At 61.7% G+C, this 19,549-nt stretch carries 17 protein-coding genes; 13 read left to right on the plus strand and 4 right to left on the minus strand.

The features are described from left to right. Positions 1 to 243 precede the first annotated feature (243 nt). Entirely contained in the window at positions 244 to 1,740 is a 1,497-nt protein-coding gene (gene lysS / locus NCHU2750_RS14860; protein ID WP_119941209.1) for a lysine--tRNA ligase, read from the plus strand. A gap of 83 nt (positions 1,741 to 1,823) precedes the next feature. Here the strand turns inward: lysS and NCHU2750_RS14865 are convergent, their stop codons facing one another. Beyond that, the gene (locus NCHU2750_RS14865; protein WP_119941210.1) at positions 1,824 to 3,185 is read right to left on the minus strand and encodes a hypothetical protein; all 1,362 of its coding nucleotides are present in this window, start codon (positions 3,183 to 3,185) and stop codon (positions 1,824 to 1,826) included. Between the two features lie 287 nt (positions 3,186 to 3,472). Between NCHU2750_RS14865 and NCHU2750_RS14870 the strand changes: the two genes are divergently transcribed. Beyond that, on the plus strand, positions 3,473 to 3,874 hold the full coding sequence (locus NCHU2750_RS14870; protein ID WP_119941211.1) for a MarR family winged helix-turn-helix transcriptional regulator: 402 nt from the start codon (positions 3,473 to 3,475) through the stop codon (positions 3,872 to 3,874). 91 nt (positions 3,875 to 3,965) lie between these two features. Further along, entirely contained in the window at positions 3,966 to 5,261 is a 1,296-nt protein-coding gene (locus NCHU2750_RS14875; RefSeq protein WP_119941212.1) for an MFS transporter, read from the plus strand. Between the two features lie 362 nt (positions 5,262 to 5,623). Here the strand turns inward: NCHU2750_RS14875 and tal are convergent, their stop codons facing one another. Further along, a complete protein-coding gene (gene tal / locus NCHU2750_RS14880; protein ID WP_119941213.1) occupies positions 5,624 to 6,589 on the minus strand; it encodes a transaldolase in 966 nt (321 codons plus the stop codon). A 200-nt stretch (positions 6,590 to 6,789) separates the two neighbouring features. Between tal and NCHU2750_RS14885 the strand changes: the two genes are divergently transcribed. From NCHU2750_RS14885 to NCHU2750_RS14925, 9 genes are all read left to right on the plus strand, one after another. Further along, positions 6,790 to 7,809 (plus strand): sugar-binding transcriptional regulator, encoded by a 1,020-nt coding sequence (locus tag NCHU2750_RS14885; protein WP_119941214.1) that lies wholly within the window; start codon positions 6,790 to 6,792, stop codon positions 7,807 to 7,809. A gap of 118 nt (positions 7,810 to 7,927) precedes the next feature. Then, positions 7,928 to 8,881, plus strand: a complete 954-nt coding sequence (locus tag NCHU2750_RS14890) for a sugar-binding transcriptional regulator (protein ID WP_119941215.1) — start codon at positions 7,928 to 7,930, stop codon at positions 8,879 to 8,881. 146 nt (positions 8,882 to 9,027) lie between these two features. Further along, the gene (locus tag NCHU2750_RS14895; protein WP_119941216.1) at positions 9,028 to 10,344 is read left to right on the plus strand and encodes an ABC transporter substrate-binding protein; all 1,317 of its coding nucleotides are present in this window, start codon (positions 9,028 to 9,030) and stop codon (positions 10,342 to 10,344) included. Between the two features lie 242 nt (positions 10,345 to 10,586). Continuing rightward, positions 10,587 to 11,459, plus strand: coding sequence for a carbohydrate ABC transporter permease (locus NCHU2750_RS14900; protein ID WP_119941217.1), 873 nt, complete (start codon positions 10,587 to 10,589; stop codon positions 11,457 to 11,459). An 11-nt stretch (positions 11,460 to 11,470) separates the two neighbouring features. Next, complete coding sequence (locus NCHU2750_RS14905; protein ID WP_119941218.1) at positions 11,471 to 12,295, plus strand: carbohydrate ABC transporter permease; 825 nt, start codon at positions 11,471 to 11,473, stop codon at positions 12,293 to 12,295. Positions 12,296 to 12,307: 12 nt separating this feature from the next. Then, positions 12,308 to 13,312: an ABC transporter ATP-binding protein gene (locus NCHU2750_RS14910; RefSeq protein ID WP_119941219.1), complete on the plus strand. Its 1,005-nt coding sequence runs from the start codon at positions 12,308 to 12,310 to the stop codon at positions 13,310 to 13,312. A gap of 45 nt (positions 13,313 to 13,357) precedes the next feature. Next, positions 13,358 to 14,842 (plus strand): mannitol dehydrogenase family protein, encoded by a 1,485-nt coding sequence (locus tag NCHU2750_RS14915; RefSeq protein WP_119941220.1) that lies wholly within the window; start codon positions 13,358 to 13,360, stop codon positions 14,840 to 14,842. A gap of 20 nt (positions 14,843 to 14,862) precedes the next feature. Then, positions 14,863 to 15,594 (plus strand): HAD family hydrolase, encoded by a 732-nt coding sequence (locus NCHU2750_RS14920; protein WP_119941221.1) that lies wholly within the window; start codon positions 14,863 to 14,865, stop codon positions 15,592 to 15,594. A 55-nt stretch (positions 15,595 to 15,649) separates the two neighbouring features. Beyond that, positions 15,650 to 17,224 (plus strand): FGGY-family carbohydrate kinase, encoded by a 1,575-nt coding sequence (locus NCHU2750_RS14925; protein WP_119941222.1) that lies wholly within the window; start codon positions 15,650 to 15,652, stop codon positions 17,222 to 17,224. Positions 17,225 to 17,249: 25 nt separating this feature from the next. On the opposite strand, the gene NCHU2750_RS14930 is transcribed toward NCHU2750_RS14925, so the two are convergent. Both NCHU2750_RS14930 and NCHU2750_RS14935 read right to left on the minus strand, forming a co-directional pair. Then, positions 17,250 to 17,657: a nuclear transport factor 2 family protein gene (locus NCHU2750_RS14930; RefSeq protein WP_119941223.1), complete on the minus strand. Its 408-nt coding sequence runs from the start codon at positions 17,655 to 17,657 to the stop codon at positions 17,250 to 17,252. A gap of 87 nt (positions 17,658 to 17,744) precedes the next feature. After that, positions 17,745 to 18,497 carry an SDR family NAD(P)-dependent oxidoreductase gene (locus NCHU2750_RS14935; RefSeq protein WP_119941224.1) on the minus strand — a complete coding sequence of 251 codons (753 nt, stop codon included), beginning with the start codon at positions 18,495 to 18,497 and terminating at the stop codon, positions 17,745 to 17,747. Positions 18,498 to 18,608: 111 nt separating this feature from the next. On the opposite strand from NCHU2750_RS14935, the gene NCHU2750_RS14940 reads away from it, so the two are divergent. Continuing rightward, positions 18,609 to 19,535, plus strand: a complete 927-nt coding sequence (locus NCHU2750_RS14940) for a LysR family transcriptional regulator (RefSeq protein WP_205583855.1) — start codon at positions 18,609 to 18,611, stop codon at positions 19,533 to 19,535. Positions 19,536 to 19,549: the final 14 nt, after the last annotated feature.

The following is a 19,549-nucleotide window of genomic DNA, read 5'->3' on the forward strand; positions in this document are numbered from 1 at the left end:
CGCATGTGAAGCAAGTCCCCCTCTGGCCTGCCGGCCATCTCCCCCACAAGGGGGAGAAAACGTGCCGCAATCCCCTGCCTTAATTGGGCTTCGGCGGATCGGCTGGGTTAAGCCCTCCCCCTTGTGGGGAGGGTGGGGAGGGGTCTTTCTTCTCTATGAGATACTCCTGCCGACAAGGGGGAGATTTACGCCGAGCCAGCCGCGACGGCACAACAGAACAACGAGCCGAAAAAGGCGAACACGATGACCGACAACAAGACCGAAACCGCCCTTTCCTCCGACGTCACCGAAGTGCGCCGCCAGAAGCTTGCGAAGCTGCGCGAGACCATCGGCGACGTCTATCCGGCGCATTTCCACCGCACGATGACCAATGCGGAACTGGCCGAGAAATACGAAGGCCTGGAGCCGGACACGGAAACCGAGGACACGGTCACCGTTGCCGGCCGCGTCTATTCCTCGCGCAATTCCGGCATGTTCATGGACATCCATGATGCATCGGGCAAGATCCAGATCTTCTCCCACAAGGATGTCACCCCGGAAGAAGCCCGCAACATGCTGGCGCTGATCGACCTCGGCGACATTATCGGCGTCACCGGCACCGTGCGCCGCACCAAGCGTGGCGAACTGTCGATCAACGCCAAAGAGATCATCATGCTGACGAAGACGCTGCTGCCGATGCCCGAAAAGTGGCATGGCGTCTCCGACATCGAAATCCGCTACCGCAAGCGCCATCTCGACATCATGACCAACGAAGAATCGAAGCTGCGCTTCCAGCAGCGCTCGAAGATCATTTCCGGCATTCGCCGCTTCATGGAAGGCGAAGGCTTTCTCGAAGTCGAGACCCCGATGCTGCAGACGGTCTATGGCGGCGCCACCGCCGATCCGTTCAAGACCTTCCACAACACGCTGAAGATGGACATGTACCTGCGCATCGCGCCGGAACTGTTTTTGAAGCGCACGCTGGTATCGGGCCTGTCCGACAAGGTGTTCGAGATCAACCGCAACTTCCGCAACGAAGGCGTCTCCACAAGGCACAATCCCGAATTCACCATGATGGAATGCTACTGGGCCTATGCCGACTACGAGGACATCATGTCCTTGGTCGAGCGTCTGTTCGAGGGCCTCGCCGTCTCCATCCACGGTTCGTCGGACGTCACATTCGGTGACAAGCAGATCTCCTTCAGGGGCCCGTTCAAGCGCGTGCCGATGCCCGACGCCGTCAAGGAAGTGACCGGCATCGACTTCCTCGCGATCAAGACGGATGAGGAAGCCCGCGCCGCCGCCAAGGCAGCCGGTTTCGAGGTCGAGAAGGATTGGACCTGGGGCGAATGCCTCGCCTTCATCTTCGAGGAAAAGGTCGAGGGCACGCTGATCCAGCCAAGCCACGTCACCCATTTCCCCAAGGACATCTCGCCCTTCGCCAAGGAAGTGCCGGGCGAACCGCGCCTCGTCGAACGCTTCGAGACCTATTGCAACGCCTGGGAAGTCGGCAACGCGTTCTCTGAACTGAACGACCCGGAAGAGCAGCGCAAGCGCATGGTCGAACAGCTCGAACAGGCGCATGCCCGCGGCGAGAAGGACAAGCAACTCGACGACGAATTCCTCGATGCGATCGACCAGGGCATGCCCCCGGCTGGCGGCCTCGGCATCGGCGTCGACCGCCTGATCATGCTCCTGACCAACGCCCCGTCGATCCGCGACGTCATCCTTTTCCCGGCCCGCCGCAACAAGGCGGACTGAGGAGCATTCTCTCCCAAAGATGCAGATGAAAAAGGCGGCCACTGGCCGCCTTTTTCGGTTCTTTGTCTACCGGCAGAAGCCCGTCAATGCGTCGGCTTGCCTGCATCCGCAGCTGGAGCACTCTGCTGTGCCCGGAACTTCGCCAGCCATTCGGCACCGGCTGCATCGGCCGCACTGGCACCGCCGCCCTGAGCCTGCGGTTGGGCCGCGGCCGGCGCATTATCTGGAGCCTTCTGTGCATCCCGCCCGGCGGACGGTCCGCCGGCATGGATTTCGTCTGCCGCATCGGATTTCGACCAGCCCTTGCCACCCTCGGCCGTGGTTTTCGGTTCGCGGGCGGGTTCGGGCGCCGGAGACGCCGCCTGCTTTGCCTCATGGCCACTATCGGCATTGGCTTGCGTCTCAGCCGGCGCGGGCGGGGTTTCGGCCTTGTCGCCGAAGATCATGCTCTTGGCCTGATCGAAAAAGCTCTTCTCTTCGGCAGGCTTTGCGGCATCGGCGGCCTTGTAGGGCTGTGCGCCATGGTCTTCTGTCGCAGCAGCACTGGCGGCCTCGTGACCGGTCGCGGCTTCGCCGGCAGGCTTCGCGGCCCCGGCATTCTCGGCCGGAACCTGCTCGTCATGGCCTGCCGCGGGCTTTTCCTTCGAACCGAACACCATGCCGGTGATCGACGACATGAAGCCGCCGCTCTCCTTGGCCGCAACCTCTTCGCCCTTGCCTTCGGCCTCTTCCGCCTTGGCGCCTTCCGTCTCGGATTGCTGCTCGTGACCCGAAGACTTTTCGGCGTCGGCAGGCGCCATTCCGTGGGTCGGGCTCTTCTTCTTGCCTCCGTGACCTTCAGCCGCGGCGGCAGCACCGTGTTCGCCGCCCGCAGCCGGTGCGGCCGCGGTCGGGTCGACACAGTCGGTCTTGTCGGTCAGGCTCGCTTCCATATGCTGGATGTCTTCCAGCGGAAGATCAACGCGCATGCCGTAGAATTCGCCGGTAGAACTGGGTTTTCCATCCATGTAATAGGCGGAGTAACTGGCATCCGGGGCTCCCGATGCCACCTTGCTGGGGTCGGGAATATAGACGACCTGGGCAGCAATCGCTCTGCCCCGCATATCCGCCGTGTCCTTCGGTCCGCTGGCATCGATCATCGCCACCTGCACAAGGCCGGCCTTTTCGCGTTCCTGAACTGCACGAGCGACACGCAGCGCCGTCTTGACGCGCTCCACCCCGTCACCGGACTGGTCGCTGGTCACGTAGCGGCGCACCCACACGCTCTGCCCGCGCCTCATCTTGTAGGTCTGAAGCGTAGTGCAGGAAAGTCCGTTGATGTCCTTGTAGGACGGGCCGAGGATCTTGTCGGTGCCGATCAACACCGCCGCCGAGCCGCTCGCGCCGCAAAGCACCAATGCGCCACCAAGCACAAAGATGAGTTTCTTCGACAGCCGGATTTTCATTGGCCGATACCCGGCATGCTCAAACTCCAGTCACACAATACAAGTCATGGAATAATGAAGGCATATTCAGGCAATCTGATTGAAGAAACTTTAAGCGACTTCATCAAGCCACTGCTCCGAAATGGAACATGGTTACCCGTTTCACAAATCTGCAGATGAGTGGCCCGGAGACGACTGTATTCAGCCCCCGTACCAGATCGCCACGCCCCATCTTCCCCCCGATTGAAGCTCATTGCGGGTATATACCCACTTGCGCACAACAAGGTCCGGGTATATACCCGCTACAAATGTCAAACGATACGTGTCACTGCACCCTGTTGCGCCAGGCAACCCGCAAGGTCTCATCCTATTATGACGAGGCCCTGGCGCCGCTTGGCGTCAATATCGGCCAGTTCAGCCTGCTGCGGAATATCCGCCGCATGGAGCCGGTGTCGCTGACCGACCTCGCCCACAGGGTCGAGCTGGACCGCTCGACCGTGGGCCGCAACGCCAAGGTGCTGGAGCGGCTGGAACTGATCGCCATCGGCCATGGCGAGGACCACCGCGAGGCGGTCCTGACTATTGCCGAAAAGGGCCGCGAGGTTCTGGAAAGAGGCGCGCCGCTCTGGGACGGCGTCCAGGACGAAATCGACGCCCGGCTTGGCCCGGAAAAGGCCGAACAATTGCAGGAGCTGCTCGCAGCCCTTTAGATTTTGAAACGCAATGCCGGTATCCACGCGCAAATGCGGGTAGATACCCCAAACAAGCCGCATGCCCCGCGGCAATCGAAGGAAGACACGGATGATATCGACAGGCATTGCCGGATGGATGGCGAAGAGACAGCTTCATTACGGATGGGTCGTCGCCGCCACCACCTTCCTCACCATGCTGGCCACTGCCGCCGCCATGGGCTCCGCCGGCGTGATGATCCAGCCGCTGCATGACGAATTCGGCTGGGACGTCGCCGATATCTCCTTCGCCATGGCTGTCCGGCTGGTTCTCTTCGGCCTGCTCGGCCCGTTTGCTGCCGCCTTCATGAACCATTTCGGCATCCGCCAGGTGGTTGCGACCGCGCTTGGCCTCATCCTCTTCGGCATCGTCGTCTCGATGGCGATGACCGAGGTCTGGCAGCTTGTGGCGCTCTGGGGCATCGTCATCGGCGTCGGCACCGGCATGACCGCCATGGTGCTTGGCGCAACCGTCGCATCCCGCTGGTTTTCCAAGCGCCGCGGCCTCGTCGTCGGCATGCTGAGCGCCAGCAACGCGACCGGCCAGTTGCTCTTCCTGCCGCTTCTGGCAGCATTGAGCGAGGCCTATGGCTGGCGCGTCGCCCTGGTCCTGACGGCAGCGGCGATCACCGCCGCCATGCTTCTGGTGCTTCTCCTGATGCGCGACCATCCCGCCGATCTCGGCCTGCCCGCCTATGGCGAAACCGGCATCGTCAAGCCGCCGAAGCAGGACCACAAGCTCCTCACCACGCTCGTCTCTCCGCTCGTCACGCTGAAATCCGTCTCGCTCAGCCCGACGTTCTGGATCCTGTTCGGCTCCTTCTTCGTCTGCGGCCTCTCGACCAACGGCCTCATCCAGACGCACTGGATTTCGATCTGCGGCGATTTCGGCATGACACCGGTCAGCGCCGCCGGCACGCTCGCCGTCCTTGGCATATTCGACTTCTTCGGCACCGTTGCCTCCGGCTGGCTCTCCGACCGCTACGACAATCGCGTCCTGCTTTTCTGGTATTACGGCCTGCGCGGCCTGTCGCTGGTCTACCTGTCCTTCTCCGGCTTCTCGTTCTACGAGCTGTCGGCCTTCGCCGTCTTCTACGGTCTGGACTGGATTGCCACCGTGCCTCCGACGGTCAAGCTGGCTGCCGAGAAATTCGGCCGCGAAAAGGCGGGCCTGGTCTTCGGCTGGGTCTTTACCGGGCATCAGCTGGGTGCAGCGACGGCAGCCTTCGGCGCCGGCTATATCCGCAGCGACTTCGACACCTACATGCCTGCCCTGCAGATTGCCGGTGTCATGTGTCTGCTGGCGGCCGTCGGCGTTATGCTGCTGAGGAAGCCGGGCGATACGGCAAGGGTCGCACAGCCCGCCTGATCGCCCCTGGACCGGGCCGGCGGCTCGCGTCGGTCCGATTGAATTGCGCATGCGCTGACTCGAAGGGCTCTTCCTCGGCAGTTCTGAGCGCTTCCACCGTCAGACGGATATAGAACACCACGATGATCGCGAGCAGCACGATCATTGCTGCTGCGCTGAAAAGGCCGGCAGAGGCACTGAGAAGCTCCATTGTCTTCATCTCCGATTCTTTATCGTAGAATTGAAGATAGACGGCGTTCTTGTCTTGCCGATTTCAGTTTCGTTTCAAAACATGTCTGCGCGGCGATGCTTTAAGGGCAAGACACGCATAAAAAAGCCCGGCCGAGGATACGGCCGGGTTTTACGCTCTATGCTCGGTCGCCTTAAGCGGCAGCGAGCGTCAGTTCCTTCTTGACCATCTGGCGCAGCGTGCCGAGGTCCTTGGCGAACAGACGAATACCGTCCGAAAGCTTTTCGGTGCCCATCTGGTCTTCGTTCAGCATCCAGCGGAAGGTCTTCTCATCCATCTTGATCGGCGCAGCCGCTTCGAACTTTTCAGGCGAAAGCTTGCGCTCCAGCGTGCCTTCGGCCTTGTCCAGCTCGTCGAGCAGGTTCGGCGCGATCGTCAGGCGGTCGCAACCCGCCAGCGCTTCGATCTCGCCGATATTGCGGAACGAGGCACCCATGACGATCGTCTTGATGCCGTTCGCCTTGTAGTAATTGTAGATCGAGCGGACCGAAACGACGCCCGGATCTGTCTCGGCCGTATATTCCTGGCCGGTCGACTTCTTGTACCAGTCGAGAATACGACCAACGAAGGGCGAGATCAGGAAAGCCTTGGCGTCGGCGCAGGCGATTGCCTGGGCGTGGCTGAACAGCAAGGTAAGGTTGCAGTCGATGCCCTCGCCCTGCAGCACTTCCGCAGCCTTGATGCCTTCCCAGGTGGAGGCGAGCTTGATCAGGATGCGGTCGCGCTCGATGCCGCGCGCCTTGTAGGCAGCGATAATGTCATGCGCCTTCTTGATCGAGGCTTCCGTATCGAAGGAAAGGTCGGCATCGACTTCGGTCGATACACGGCCGGGCACGAGACCAGCCAGGGCCGATCCCACGTCGATCGCCAGACGGTCCGCAACTGCGGCTGCGATCGCGTCATCGTTGCCGCCCTGCTTGCGGCCCCAGGCGACGGCTTCCTTGAACTTGTCGGCGAAGGCCGCGGAGCCGATTGCCTTCAGCACGATCGACGGGTTGGTCGTGCAATCCACCGGCTTCAGGCGGGCAACGGCCTCGATGTCGCCGGTATCGGCGACGACGGTTGTCATGGAACGAAGTTGCTCTAGTTTCGATGTCATACGATTTGTCCTCGCTAATCGATCATCAACGCCTCAGCGCTGATTTTGCTCCTCTGGCATGTTAATTAGATAACATCCCCAGACGGTAAAGAAGTCAAGACATTTGTCCTTCTCAATTGACATATGTATCATTGAAGGCGATATCATGACGCGACGCGCGAGGATCGCACCTCTCGCCGTTTTGGGAGGATAGGGCGACCTTGGCCAGATTGAAACGCGAGACCCATACGACCTATTCCGAAGCGACCTCGCAAAGGCTGCGCGCTGCCTGGCTCTATTACAATCAGGGCCTGACCCAGAAAGATGTTGCCGAGCGTCTGGGTATCAGCCGCTCCACCGTCATCCGCATGCTGGATGAAGCGGTGAAGCGGTCGGAAGTGCAGATCTGGATCTCGGAAGGCATCGACAGCTGTGTCGAACTCGCCATCCAGCTGGAAAAGGCCTACGGCCTCGACGAGGCCGTCGTCGTCCCCGCCCCGCGCGATACCAGCGCCGAGGCGCTGGCTGACGCGGTCGGCCTGGCGCTCGGCCAGTTTCTCTCCGACGTGATCGAGAACGACATGACCATCGGCGTCGGCTGGGGCCGCACCATGACCGCGTCGCTGGCAAGCTTCCGCCCCGCCCGCCGCGACAACGTCAAGGTCGTGTCGCTGCTCGGCGGCATCGTCGCCGTCCATCAGACCAATCCGATCGATTTCACCTGGCGCTTTGCCGGCCAGCTCGGCGCCGAGTGCTTCATGTTCCTCGCCCCCCTCCTCGTCGATACCGTTGCGACCAAGCGGGCGCTGATCGACAAATGCGGCCTCGACACAATATACAACCTTGCCGAGAACCTAGATCTTGCCGTCGTCAGCTGCGGCGATATCGGCCCACATTCGACATCGCTGTCGGAAGGCTTCATCTCGAAGAAGGAACTCGACCGGCTGATTGCCGCCGGCTGCGTCTGCGACACGATGTTCAATTTCCTCGATGAAGAAGGCCGTTCGGTCGATCACGCCCTCAATGACCGGGTGATGTCGATAGATCTCGACACGCTGAAAAACGCCAAACATATCGTTTTGTCGTCGGGCGGTTCCCATCGTGCAGTGGCCATCCGCGCCACCATAAGGCGCATCGGCTGCAACACGCTGATCACCGACGAGACGGCAGCTCGCGAACTGTTGCGGCTTGCCGCCGAGACTCAGCATGCCGAAACGGCAGCCGCCGGCGCCTCCACCTGATCCATCCCGTAACGGCGCATGGCGGGGGAGCCGTGCACGTGACGCAGAAACGTCCCTGCCAACCGTTTGACAGACACTCGGGAAACATGGCAGCAAATCGTCGGAGGAGATTTCTGACATGGCAAAACGGTCTGACAACCAGGGACGGCTGGACGATGCGGCAAGAGCCGGATGGCTTTACTATGTCGCCGGCCGGACGCAGGATGAAATCGCCGCGGCCATGGGTATTTCCCGCCAGTCGGCGCAGCGCCTCGTGTCGCTCGCCGTCGCCGAACGACTGATCAAGGTGCGCCTTGATCACCCGATCGCCGCCTGCCTGGAGCTCGCCGAACGGCTACGCCACAAATACGCCCTGCGCCAGGCCGAAGTCGTGCCGAGCGATCCATCCGGGTCCTCCTCGACGGTCGGCATCGCCGAGGCTGCGGCAGCCGAGATCGAACGCTGGCTGAAGCGGCCGGATCCGATCGTGCTCGCCGTCGGCACCGGCAGGACGCTCAAGGCCGCCGTCGACCAGCTGCCGCCGATGGAATGCCCGCAGCACCGCATCGTCTCGCTCACCGGCAATATCGGGCCGGACGGCTCCGCCGCCTTCTACAACGTCATCTTCTCCATGGCCGATGCCATCAAGGCGCGCCATTTCCCCATGCCGCTTCCGGTTCTGTGTTCCTCTGCCGAAGAGCGCGAGACATTGCACGATCAGGTCCTTGTCCGCTCCACTCTGGCGCTCGGTGCGCAGGCAGCAGCCACCTTCGTCGGCATTGGCGAACTCGGGGTCGATGGCCCCCTCTGCGTCGACGGCTTTCTGGCGCGCGACGAGATGCTTCGCCTCGTCGACAGCGGTGCAGCCGGCGAGATCTGCGGCTGGGTCTATGATCGCCAGGGAAAGCTTCTCGACAATGCCGTCAATGACCGCGTTGCAAGCGTGCCGATCCCGTCGAGACAGACCAGCGCGGTGATCGGCATTGCAAAGGGCAAGCGCAAGATTCCCGCCATGGCTGCAGCCCTCAAAGGTGGATTGATCAATGGAATCATCACCGACGAGGCCGTAGCTGAGCAGCTGCTCTCCCTGTGAGCAAAAATTTATCGATTAAAAATCAATAATTTAAAACGTTTTAATCGCAGTGCAGCGACGAATCCGTGTTGACTTCTGTCATTCCTCAGTAAGTAATTGCCCACGAGCAAAGCGAATGCTCGCAAACATCTTCTCGGGAGGAAGATATGACATTGAAGACCTTTTTGCTGGGCGCATGCTCGGCCGTGGCCTTTATTGCCACCACCGCATCGGCTGAAACCCTGACCATCGCCACCGTCAACAACGGCGACATGGTGCGCATGCAGGGCCTGACCTCCGAATTCACCAAGGCCAATCCGGATATCCAGGTGAACTGGGTCACGCTCGAAGAAAACGTTCTGCGCGAGCGCGTCACCACCGATATCGCCGCAAACGGCGGCCAGTACGACATCGTCACCATCGGCAACTACGAAGTTCCGATCTGGGCCAAGCAGAAGTGGCTCCTGCCGCTCGACGGCCTCGGCGACAAATACGACATGAACGACCTCCTGCCGGCGATCCGCGGCGGCCTGTCGGTCGACGGCAAGCTCTATGCGGCTCCGTTCTACGGCGAATCCGCCATGATCATGTACCGCAAGGACCTGTTCGACAAAGCCGGCCTGAAAATGCCGGACAGCCCGACCTGGGAATTCATCGGCGATGCAGCCCGCAAGATCACCGACCGCGCCAACGACGTCTCCGGCATCTGCCTTCGCGGCAAGGCCGGCTGGGGCGAGAACATGGCGTTCATCTCGGCGCTCACCAACTCCTTCGGCGGCCGCTGGTTCGACGAAAAGTGGAAGCCGCAGTTCGATCAGCCGGAATGGAAGGCCTCTCTCAAGTTCTACGCCGACCTGATGAAGGATGCCGGCCCGGCCGGTGCCTCCTCCAACGGCTTCAACGAAAACCTGACGCTGTTCCAGCAGGGCAAGTGCGGCATGTGGATCGACGCCACCGTCGCGGCTTCCTTCGTCTCGAACCCGAAGGACTCGAAGGTTGCCGACAAGGTCGGTTACGCTATCTTCCCGTCCAAGGAAGGCGTCAACAACCACGGCAACTGGCTGTGGTCGTGGAACCTTGCCGTTCCGGCCTCTTCGAAGAAGGCTGAAGCTGCCGAGAAGTTCATCTCCTGGGCAACGAGCAAGGAATACACCGCTCTCGTCGCCTCCAAGGAAGGCTGGGCAAACGTTCCTCCGGGCACGCGCACCTCGCTCTACAAGAACGCCGACTACCAGAAGGCTGCCGCCTTCGCAGCCCCGACGCTGGCTGCCATGGACGCTGCCGACATCACCAAGCCGACCGTCAAGCCGGTGCCTTACACGGGTGGCCAGTTCGTCGCGATCCCTGAATTCCAGGCTCTCGGCACCACGGTCGGTCAGCTCTTCTCGGCTGTCATCGCCGGCCAGTCCACGGTCGACGACGCGCTTGCCGCCGCCCAGGCAACGGCAACCCGCGACATGACCCGCGCCGGCTACATCAAGTAAGGGTTTCCTCCCAAGAACAGGGCTGTCCGGCACCAGGCCGGGCAGCCCATCCCCAAGGGGGAACAAGGGAACCGATAGGCGATACCCGCAAGACCGGATGCGCCAGCGCATCTCGCCGTCTCGATCAGCGACCCTATAAAAACAAGATCATGTTCCCGCGCCGGCATTCCAGCAGGAAATCGAGCCAGCAGGAAATCAAGCGCGGAAATGAGAGCGAAATGCTCCGGGGAGGGTTTTCAAACATGGCAACGCAAAACACCAGGACGTTGGCACGCCTCATGATGGCGCCGTCCGTCGTCGTTCTCTTGATCTGGATGGCCGTACCGCTCGCAATGACGCTGTACTACTCGTTCCAGAACTACAACCTCTTGACGCCGATGAATGTGTCGTTCGCCGGCTTCTTCAATTACCAGTATTTCTACACCGACCCGGCCTTCTTCCAGTCGATCTGGAACACCCTGGTTCTGGTTGTCGGTGTTCTCGCCATCACCGTCATCGGCGGCACCGCGATCGCGCTCCTGATCGACCAGCCGATCTTCGGCCAGGGCATCGTGCGCATTCTGGTGATCTCGCCCTTCTTCGTCATGCCGCCGGTCGCAGCACTGATCTGGAAGAACATGATCATGCATCCGGGCTACGGCGTGTTTGCCGATATCGCCAAGTTCTTCGGCTTCCAGCCGATCGACTGGTTCGCGCAATTTCCGCTCTTCTCGGTCATAATCATCGTCGCCTGGCAGTGGCTGCCCTTCGCCACCCTGATCCTGCTCACCGCGCTTCAATCGCTCGACAGCGAGCAGCGGGAAGCCGCCGAGATGGACGGCGCCAACTTCTTCAACCGCTTCATCTACCTGACGATCCCGCATCTGTCCCGCGCCGTCACCGTCGTCATCCTCATCCAGACGATCTTCCTGCTCGGCATCTATGCGGAAATCCTCGTCACCACCAATGGCGGTCCCGGCTACGCCTCGACCAACCTGACCTTCCTGATCTACCGCACGGCACGTCTCGGCTACGACGTCGGCGGCGGTGCGGCAGGCGGTATCATCGCAGTCGTTCTCGCCAATATCGTCGCCTTCTTCCTGATGCGCGCCGTCGGCAAGAACCTGGACAAGTAGGAGAGACGATCATGGCTCGCAAAGTAACAACCGGAGCAAGGATCGGCTGGAGCATCGCCGCCTGGGTCGTGGCGCTGCTTATCTTCTTCCCGATCCTCTACGCGATCATCACCAGCCTGAAGACCGAGCAGGAAGCCATTTCCGGCTTCTCGCTCATCCCGTCCGGCACGTTCGAGAATTACATCACTGTCCAGACGCAGAGCAATTACTTCAAGCCGTTCATGAACTCGGTCATCCTCTCGCTCGGCTCGACCGTGCTGGCACTGATCATCGCCATCCCCGCCGCCTGGGCCATGGCCTTTGCGCCGACCAAGCGGACGAAAGACATCCTGATGTGGATGCTGTCGACCAAGATGATGCCCTCGGTCGCGGTTCTGCTGCCGATCTTCATCATCTTCCGCGACCTCCAGCTGCTCGATAGCCGCATCGGCCTCACCGTCATGCTGACGCTGATCAACATGCCGATCGTGGTCTGGATGCTCTACACCTACTTCCGCGAAATTCCGGGCGAGATCCTGGAAGCGGCCCGCATGGACGGCGCCTCGCTGTGGAAGGAAATCGTCTATGTCCTGACGCCGATGGCGGTGCCGGGCATTGCCTCGACCCTGCTCTTGAACATCATCCTCGCCTGGAACGAAGCCTTCTGGACCATTCAGCTGACGACCACCAATGCGGCGCCGCTGACGGCCTTCATCGCTTCCTTCTCGAGCCCTCAAGGGTTGTTCTGGGCGAAGCTCTCGGCGGCCTCGACCATGGCGATCGCCCCCATCCTCATCCTCGGCTGGTTCAGCCAGAAGCAACTCGTTCGCGGCCTCACGTTTGGCGCGGTTAAGTAAGGAATTCCGATCATGGGCAGCATTACTCTCAAACAGGTCCAGAAGCATTTCGGCGAAGCCAAGGTCATTCCTTCCGTCGATCTGGAAATCAAGGATGGCGAATTCGTCGTCTTCGTCGGCCCCTCGGGCAGCGGCAAGTCCACGCTCCTGCGCCTGATCGCGGGATTGGAGGATGTCACCGGCGGTTCGATCACCATCGACGGCAAGGACGTGACGGAGGCGGCACCCGCTCAGCGCGGCCTCGCCATGGTCTTCCAGTCCTATGCGCTTTACCCGCATATGAGCGTCCGCAAGAACATCGCCTTCCCGCTCAAGATGGCGAAGATGGAACAGGCGAAGATCGACAAGAAGGTCGAGGATGCCGCCCGCGTCCTCAACCTCACCGACTATCTCGAACGCCGCCCCTCGCAGCTCTCCGGCGGCCAGCGCCAGCGTGTCGCGATCGGCCGCGCCATCGTCCGTGAACCGTCCGCCTTCCTCTTCGACGAACCGCTGTCGAACCTCGACGCCGCCCTGCGCGGCACGATGCGTCTCGAAATCAGCGATCTCCACAACCAACTGAAGACGACGATGATCTACGTCACCCACGACCAGATCGAGGCCATGACCATGGCCGACAAGATCGTCGTTCTGAACCGCGGCAACATCGAACAGGTCGGTTCCCCGATGGAACTCTATCTGACGCCGCGCAACCTGTTCGTGGCGGGCTTCATCGGCTCGCCGCGGATGAACTTCATCACCGGCGACTATGCGAAGGCCAAGGGTGCCGTCACCGCCGGCATCCGCCCGGAACATCTGACGCTGTCGAAGGAGAGCGGCACCTGGAAGGGCATCGTCACCGTGGCCGAACATCTCGGCGCCGACACCTTCCTGCATCTCGATGTCGAGGGCATCGGCCAGATGACCGCCCGCGCCAGCGGCGAATTCGGCGCTCGCCACGGCGACACTGTCTACCTGACGCCGGATGAAACCAAACTGCACCGTTTCGACGACAAGGGCCTGGCACTCAAGGCCTGATTGATCCTACCGGCCTGAAAGACAGGCCAACCGGAGTATGAGAAAATGACTGTGAAGCTTTCGTTGGCAAGCCTCGAGGATGCCGCTGCGACCGCTGGTGTGCCCAACTACGACCCGAAGACGCTTTCGCCGGGCATCATCCATTTCGGCGTCGGCAACTTTCACCGCGCCCATCAGGCCGTCTATCTCGACGACCTGTTCAACACCGGCAAGGGCCATGACTGGGCGCTGATCGGCGCTGGCGTACTGCCCTCCGATGCCGCCATGCGCGACAAGCTGAAGGCGCAGGATTTCCTGACCACCGTTGTCGAGCAGGACAACAACAAGACCGGCGCTCGCGTTACCGCGCCGATGATCGACATCATCGCGCCGGACCAGAAGGATGCCCTGATCGAGAAGCTCGCCGATCCGGCAATCCGCATCGTTTCGATGACGATCACCGAAGGCGGCTACTTCATCGACGCCGCCGGCCACTTCAACCCGGCCCATCCGGCCATGGTCGAGGACGGCAAGAACCCGGCCGCCCCGAAGACCGTCTTCGGTCTCATCCTGGCCGGCCTGAAGCTGCGTCGCGAACGCGGTATCCAGCCCTTCACCATCATGTCCTGCGACAACATTCCGGGGAACGGCCACGTCACCGAGAACACCGTCATCGGGCTTGCCAAGATGTCCGATCCTGCTTTCGCCGGCTGGATCCACGACAATGTCTCTTTCCCGAACTCGATGGTCGACCGCATCACGCCGGCAACCGGCGCCCGCGAAATCGATATCCTCAAAAACGACTTCAACATCGACGACAACTGGCCGGTCTTCTGCGAAGAGTTCAAGCAGTGGGTCATGGAGGACAAGTTCCCCGCCGGTCGCCCGGCGCTGGAAGAGGTCGGCGTCCAGTTCGTGCCCGATGTCGCTCCCTATGAACTGATGAAGATCCGCATCCTCAACGGCGGCCATGCGACGATCGCCTATCCGGGCGAGTTGCTCGACATCCACTTTGTCCACGAATCGATGGAACACCCGCTCATCCGCGCCTTCCTCGCCAAGCTCGAGAAGGAAGAGATCATCCCGATCGTCCCGCCGGTCCCGGATACCAATCTCGATGAGTATTTCGACCTGATCGAGCGTCGCTTCCTCAATCCGAAGATCGGCGACACCATTCCGCGCCTGGCGCAGGACGGCTCCAACCGCCAGCCGAAATTCATCCTGCCATCGACCCGCGATCGCCTTGCACAAGGGTTGGACATCGTCGGCCTGTCGCTGGTCTCGGCACTCTGGTGCCGCTACTTCGCCGGCACGTCGGACAGTGGCCGCAAGATCGTCTTTAACGATGCGAGTGCCGAAAAGCTGCAGGCCGCAGCCTTGAAGGCCAAGGACGATCCGGATGCCTTCCTCGTCTTCGACGAGATCTTCGGCGAGGTCTCGAAGAACGAACTGTTCCGCAAGCGCTTCGCCCACGCCCTCAAGACGCTGTGGTCCGAGGGCACGGCAAAGACCCTGCAGCTCTATCTCGACGACAAGCTCGTCCAGGAATGAGGTGAACCGTGGCAGACCCTATGGCGGATAATGCCGAGCTGCAACCACGCCCTTTGGTGATCTTCGACTGCGACGGCGTGCTCGTCGACAGCGAGCCGCTTTCGGTGCGCGTGCTTGTCCGGGCATTGAACCGCCATGGCATCGACATGGCCGAGGAGGAAGCCTATCAGCGCTTCCTCGGCCGCAGCCTTGCCACCATGCGGCAGGTGATGGACGAGGATTACGGTTTTCACACCGGCCCCGAATTCCTCGAAACGCTCCGGCTCGATCTCTACGATCTGTTCAGGACCGATCTCAAGCCGATTGCCGGCATGGCGGAAACGCTTGATGGCCTGGCGCAGCTTGGCCTTCCGCGCTGCGTTGCCTCCTCGAGCCAACCCGAACGTATCCGCCTGTCGCTGACCCTGACAGGCCTGATCGACAGGCTTGAACCCCACATCTTCAGCGCCTCGATGGTCAAAAACGGCAAGCCGGCTCCGGACCTTTTCCTCCATGCCGCCGATGAAATGGGCATTGCACCCGAAAATTGCATCGTCATCGAGGATAGCCCTGCCGGCATCGAAGCGGCCCAGCGGGCGGGCATGACCGTCTTTGCCTTCACCGGAGGATCACACGCTTCGGTTGCCGGATATCGTGAACGGATTGAGGCACTTTCTCCCGATCTCACGTTTGACGCCATGCCGGATTTGCTCCACCTTGTAGAAAACCATATGGAGGATCGCGGACGAGCGTCTTCCCAGCGGGCAGTCTGACTGCCTTTGAGGAAGTGTTCGCCGCGGGCGGTACAGGGACAGGAAACAGATCCGGATGCGTCACCATCTCGTTGCGGTCGATATCGGCACGACCAGCGCGCGCGCCGGCGTTTTCGACAGCAGCGGCCGCATGCTCGCCAAGGCCAAGCACCCGATCAGGATGTTCCGGCCGAAGGAAAGCCACGCCGAACACTCTTCCGAAGACATCTGGGCCGCCACCTGCCATGCGGTGAAGGCAGCCATGGGCGAAGCTGGCATCGCAGCGGAGAGCGTCGCCTCGATCGGCTTCGACGCCACCTGCTCGCTCGTCATGCGCGACCGCGATGGTAAACCGCTGTCCGTCTCCACCACCGGCGCGCCGGATCAGGATACGATCGTCTGGCATGACCATCGTGCGATCGGCGAGGCTGAAAAGCTTTCAGCCTCCGGCCATCATGTGCTGGATTTCTCCGGCGGCTCGCTGTCTCCCGAAATGGAGATGCCGAAGCTGAAATGGCTGAAGCAGAACCGTCCCGAAAGCTGGGCAAAATCCGGCTTCATCCTCGATCTCGCCGATTTCCTCACCTGGAAGGCAACCGGCTCTGCCGAGCGTTCCCGCTGCACCGTCACCGCCAAGTGGAACTATCTGGCCCACGAGACACCCGGCTGGAAGAATGATTATCTCAAGCTCGCCGGCCTCTCCGACCTCCGCGAGAAGGCAGGCCTGCCGGAAGGCACCGCCGCCGTCGGCTCCAGCCTCGGCAAGCTCTCGAAGCACGCGGCCGCCGATCTCGGCCTCGATACCGATGTCGATGTCGCGCCCGGCCTGATCGATGCCTATGCCGGTGCTTTCGGCGCTCTCGCCGGTGCTGCCAGCAACGGCAAGCTTGAAACCAGCGTCGCTTTGATCGGCGGCACATCGAGCTGCATCGTCGCCTTTTCCGGCGACCCCAAGCCCGGCCGCAGCCTCTGGGGCCCCTACTACGAAGCCGTGCTGCCAAAACACTGGCTGGTCGAAGGCGGTCAGTCGGCGGCGGGAGCGCTTCTCGACTATATCGTCACCATGCATGCCGCCGGTGGCGAGCCGACCGCCGACCTGCATGGACGGATCATCGATCGGATCGGCCAGATGCGGCTCGAGGGCGATGTCGCCCCGAACCTGCATATCGTGCCGGATTTCCATGGCAACCGCTCGCCGCTTGCCGATCCCCATGCGCGGGGCGTGATCAGCGGCATCACGCTCGACACCTCGTTCGACGGGCTTTGCCGGCTCTATTGGCGAAGCTGCGTGGCGATCGCGCTCGGCATCCGCCACATTCTCGATGCCATGGCCGGCTTCGGCTACCGCTTCGAGACCCTGCATGTCACCGGCGGCCACGTGAACAACCCGCTGCTGATCGAACTCTATGCGGATGTCACCGGCTGCCGCATCGTCGTGCCGCAGACCAGCGATGCCGTCCTGCTTGGAACTGCCATGACGGCCGCAGTGGCCGGCGGCCTGCATTCCTCGCTGTTTGCCGCCGCCGACGCGATGCAGGCAGACGACCGGGAACGCCTGCCCGACCCCGCCCGCAAGGCCGCCTATGACCGCGATTACCGCCGCTTCCTGACGATGATCCGGCACCGCGAGGAATTGAAGGCCATCGCCTGAAGCCGAGGCTGCGGCGAGCGTTCTCTCAGTCTTTCACCGCAGACTTGTCCTGCGAAAGATCGGCCTCGCCCGGCAAGGGATCGAAGAACAGATAGAGGTCGGTAATCCGCCCGTCGCGGGCAATGATGAAGTCGGTCCCTGCATAGGCCGGCGGCTCGCCCGGTCGGCCCGAAACCCACTGCACGCGCCCTGCTTCTTCCCCGAGGACTTCGGGTTCGCGAATATGCGTATAGCGGTAATCGGGATGGGTGGCACGGATGACACCGGCAATCCGCGCGATTTCCTCGGTCCCGCGATAGACCCCATGCGGTTCGTGGAACGCCGCATCCGGCGCGAAAATCTCCGCCGCGGCGAGCCGGCGCTTCTCGTCGTCGCCTTCGCCGAAAATGTCCTGCAGATTGCGTGTCAGCAATGTCTTGATATCGTACGTCACCACCAGTCTCCTTGTGAGAACCACGCGCTCCCCGGAGCGCGCGGCTGAAACTCGATTTTCGAGCTCGGACGGATCGCAACTACGCCGTCAGATCTGCATCTGCCCGCCATCGACGAAGAGTTCGACACCATTGACGAAGCTTGCATCGTCGGAGGCGAGGAATAGTACCGCCTTGGCGATCTCTTCCGGCTGACCTATCCGACCAGCAGGGATGAGCGTTGCCAGATACTCTTTGGTGCTTTCAGCCTGTGCGCCTCCGCCGAAGAGTTCATTGACACCTGCAGTTTCCGTTACGCCGGGGCTTACGGCATTGACGCGGATATGACGATCCTTGAGATCGAGGATCCAGTTGCGGGCAAAGCTGCGGATCGCGGCCTTGGTGGCGGAATAGACGCTGAAGGCCGGCGTACCGGAAATGCTGGTGGTTGACGAGGTCAGGACGATCGAGCCACCGTCCCGCATCAGCGGCAGCGCCTTCTGCACGGTAAACAGCACGCCCTTCACATTGCTGTCGAAGGTCGACTGGTAATGCGTCTCGCTGATCGCACCGAGCGGTGCAAACTCGCCACCGCCGGCATTGGCGAAGACGACGTCGATATGGCCGTGCTTCTGCTGCACAGCATCATAGAGGCGATCGATATCGGCAAGCTTGCCCATGTCGCCCTGCACGCCGGTCACACGGCCGCCTATCGACTTCACCGCGGCGTCCAGCGCCTCCTGGCGGCGGCCGGTGATGAACACCGATGCGCCTTCGGCGACGAAGGCCTTGGCGGTGGCAAGACCGATGCCGCTGGTGCCGCCGGTCACGATGACGACCTTGTTTTCGAATTTCTTGGTCATTGTCTTTCTCCTTTGATCTTGCGGTTCGTTTTCCGCTGGATAAGAAATGCATCTGGAACGATCGAAACAAAAGTCGGCAATATTGACACTCAGCGTTCCATATGGAGAACGATGATGCGGCTTGACCTCAACGACCTTGTCTATTTTGCCGAAGTGGTGGCGCATGGGGGCTTTGCCGCCGCGGGTCGCGCCCTGCACGAGCCGAAATCAAAGCTCAGCCGGCGGGTGGCGGGACTGGAGGCCCGCCTAGGCGTCCGGCTGATCGAACGATCGAGCCGCCGCTTCCGGGTGACCGATGTCGGCAAGGTCTTTTACCAGCGCTGCCGGGCGATGCTGGCCGAGGCCGAGCAGGCGGAGATTGTTGTCGCCGAAGCGAAATCGGAGCCGGAAGGACTGGTGCGCTTCAGCTGCCCGACCGGGCTGGTCGAGCCGATCTCCGATCTCGTCAACAGCTTCCTCGACCGCCACCCGAAGGTGCAATTACAGCTTCTGGCGCTCGACCGGCCGGTCGACCTGATCGAAGAACGCATCGACATCGCCCTTCGCGTGCGCACCGCAATTGACAGCGACGCCTCGCTCACCATGCGCTCACTCGGCCGCTCGATCCGCATCCTTGTCGCGAGCCCGCAGCTCGCCAGCCGCATTGCCGATATCGAACAGCTCGCCACCGTGCCGACGCTCTCGACCAGCGACGATACCAGCGAGGTGGAATGGCATCTGGAAACCGATGATGGCGGCAGGCATGTGGTCCGCCACACGCCGCGCATGGGCTGCGCCGATTTTTCCGCCGTGCGGGCTGCCGTCACCGCAGGGCTCGGCGTGGCGCTTCTGCCAGATCACACCTGCCGGCAAGCGCTGGAGGACGGAACGCTGGTCCGCGTCCTGCCCGCCTGGCGCGGCGTGGCCGGCATCGTCCATCTCGTCTTCACCACCCGCCGCGGCCTGCCGCCGGCGGTGAGAAAGTTCATCGACCACCTGGCCGCAAATTTCCCCAGGGATGCGCTGGATGGCAGGGCGGCCCGCCAATTTACCCTGTAGATCGCGTAGCTCTC

The sequence above is a fragment of the Neorhizobium sp. NCHU2750 genome, assembly GCF_003597675.1.
Lineage (GTDB): Bacteria > Pseudomonadota > Alphaproteobacteria > Rhizobiales > Rhizobiaceae > Neorhizobium.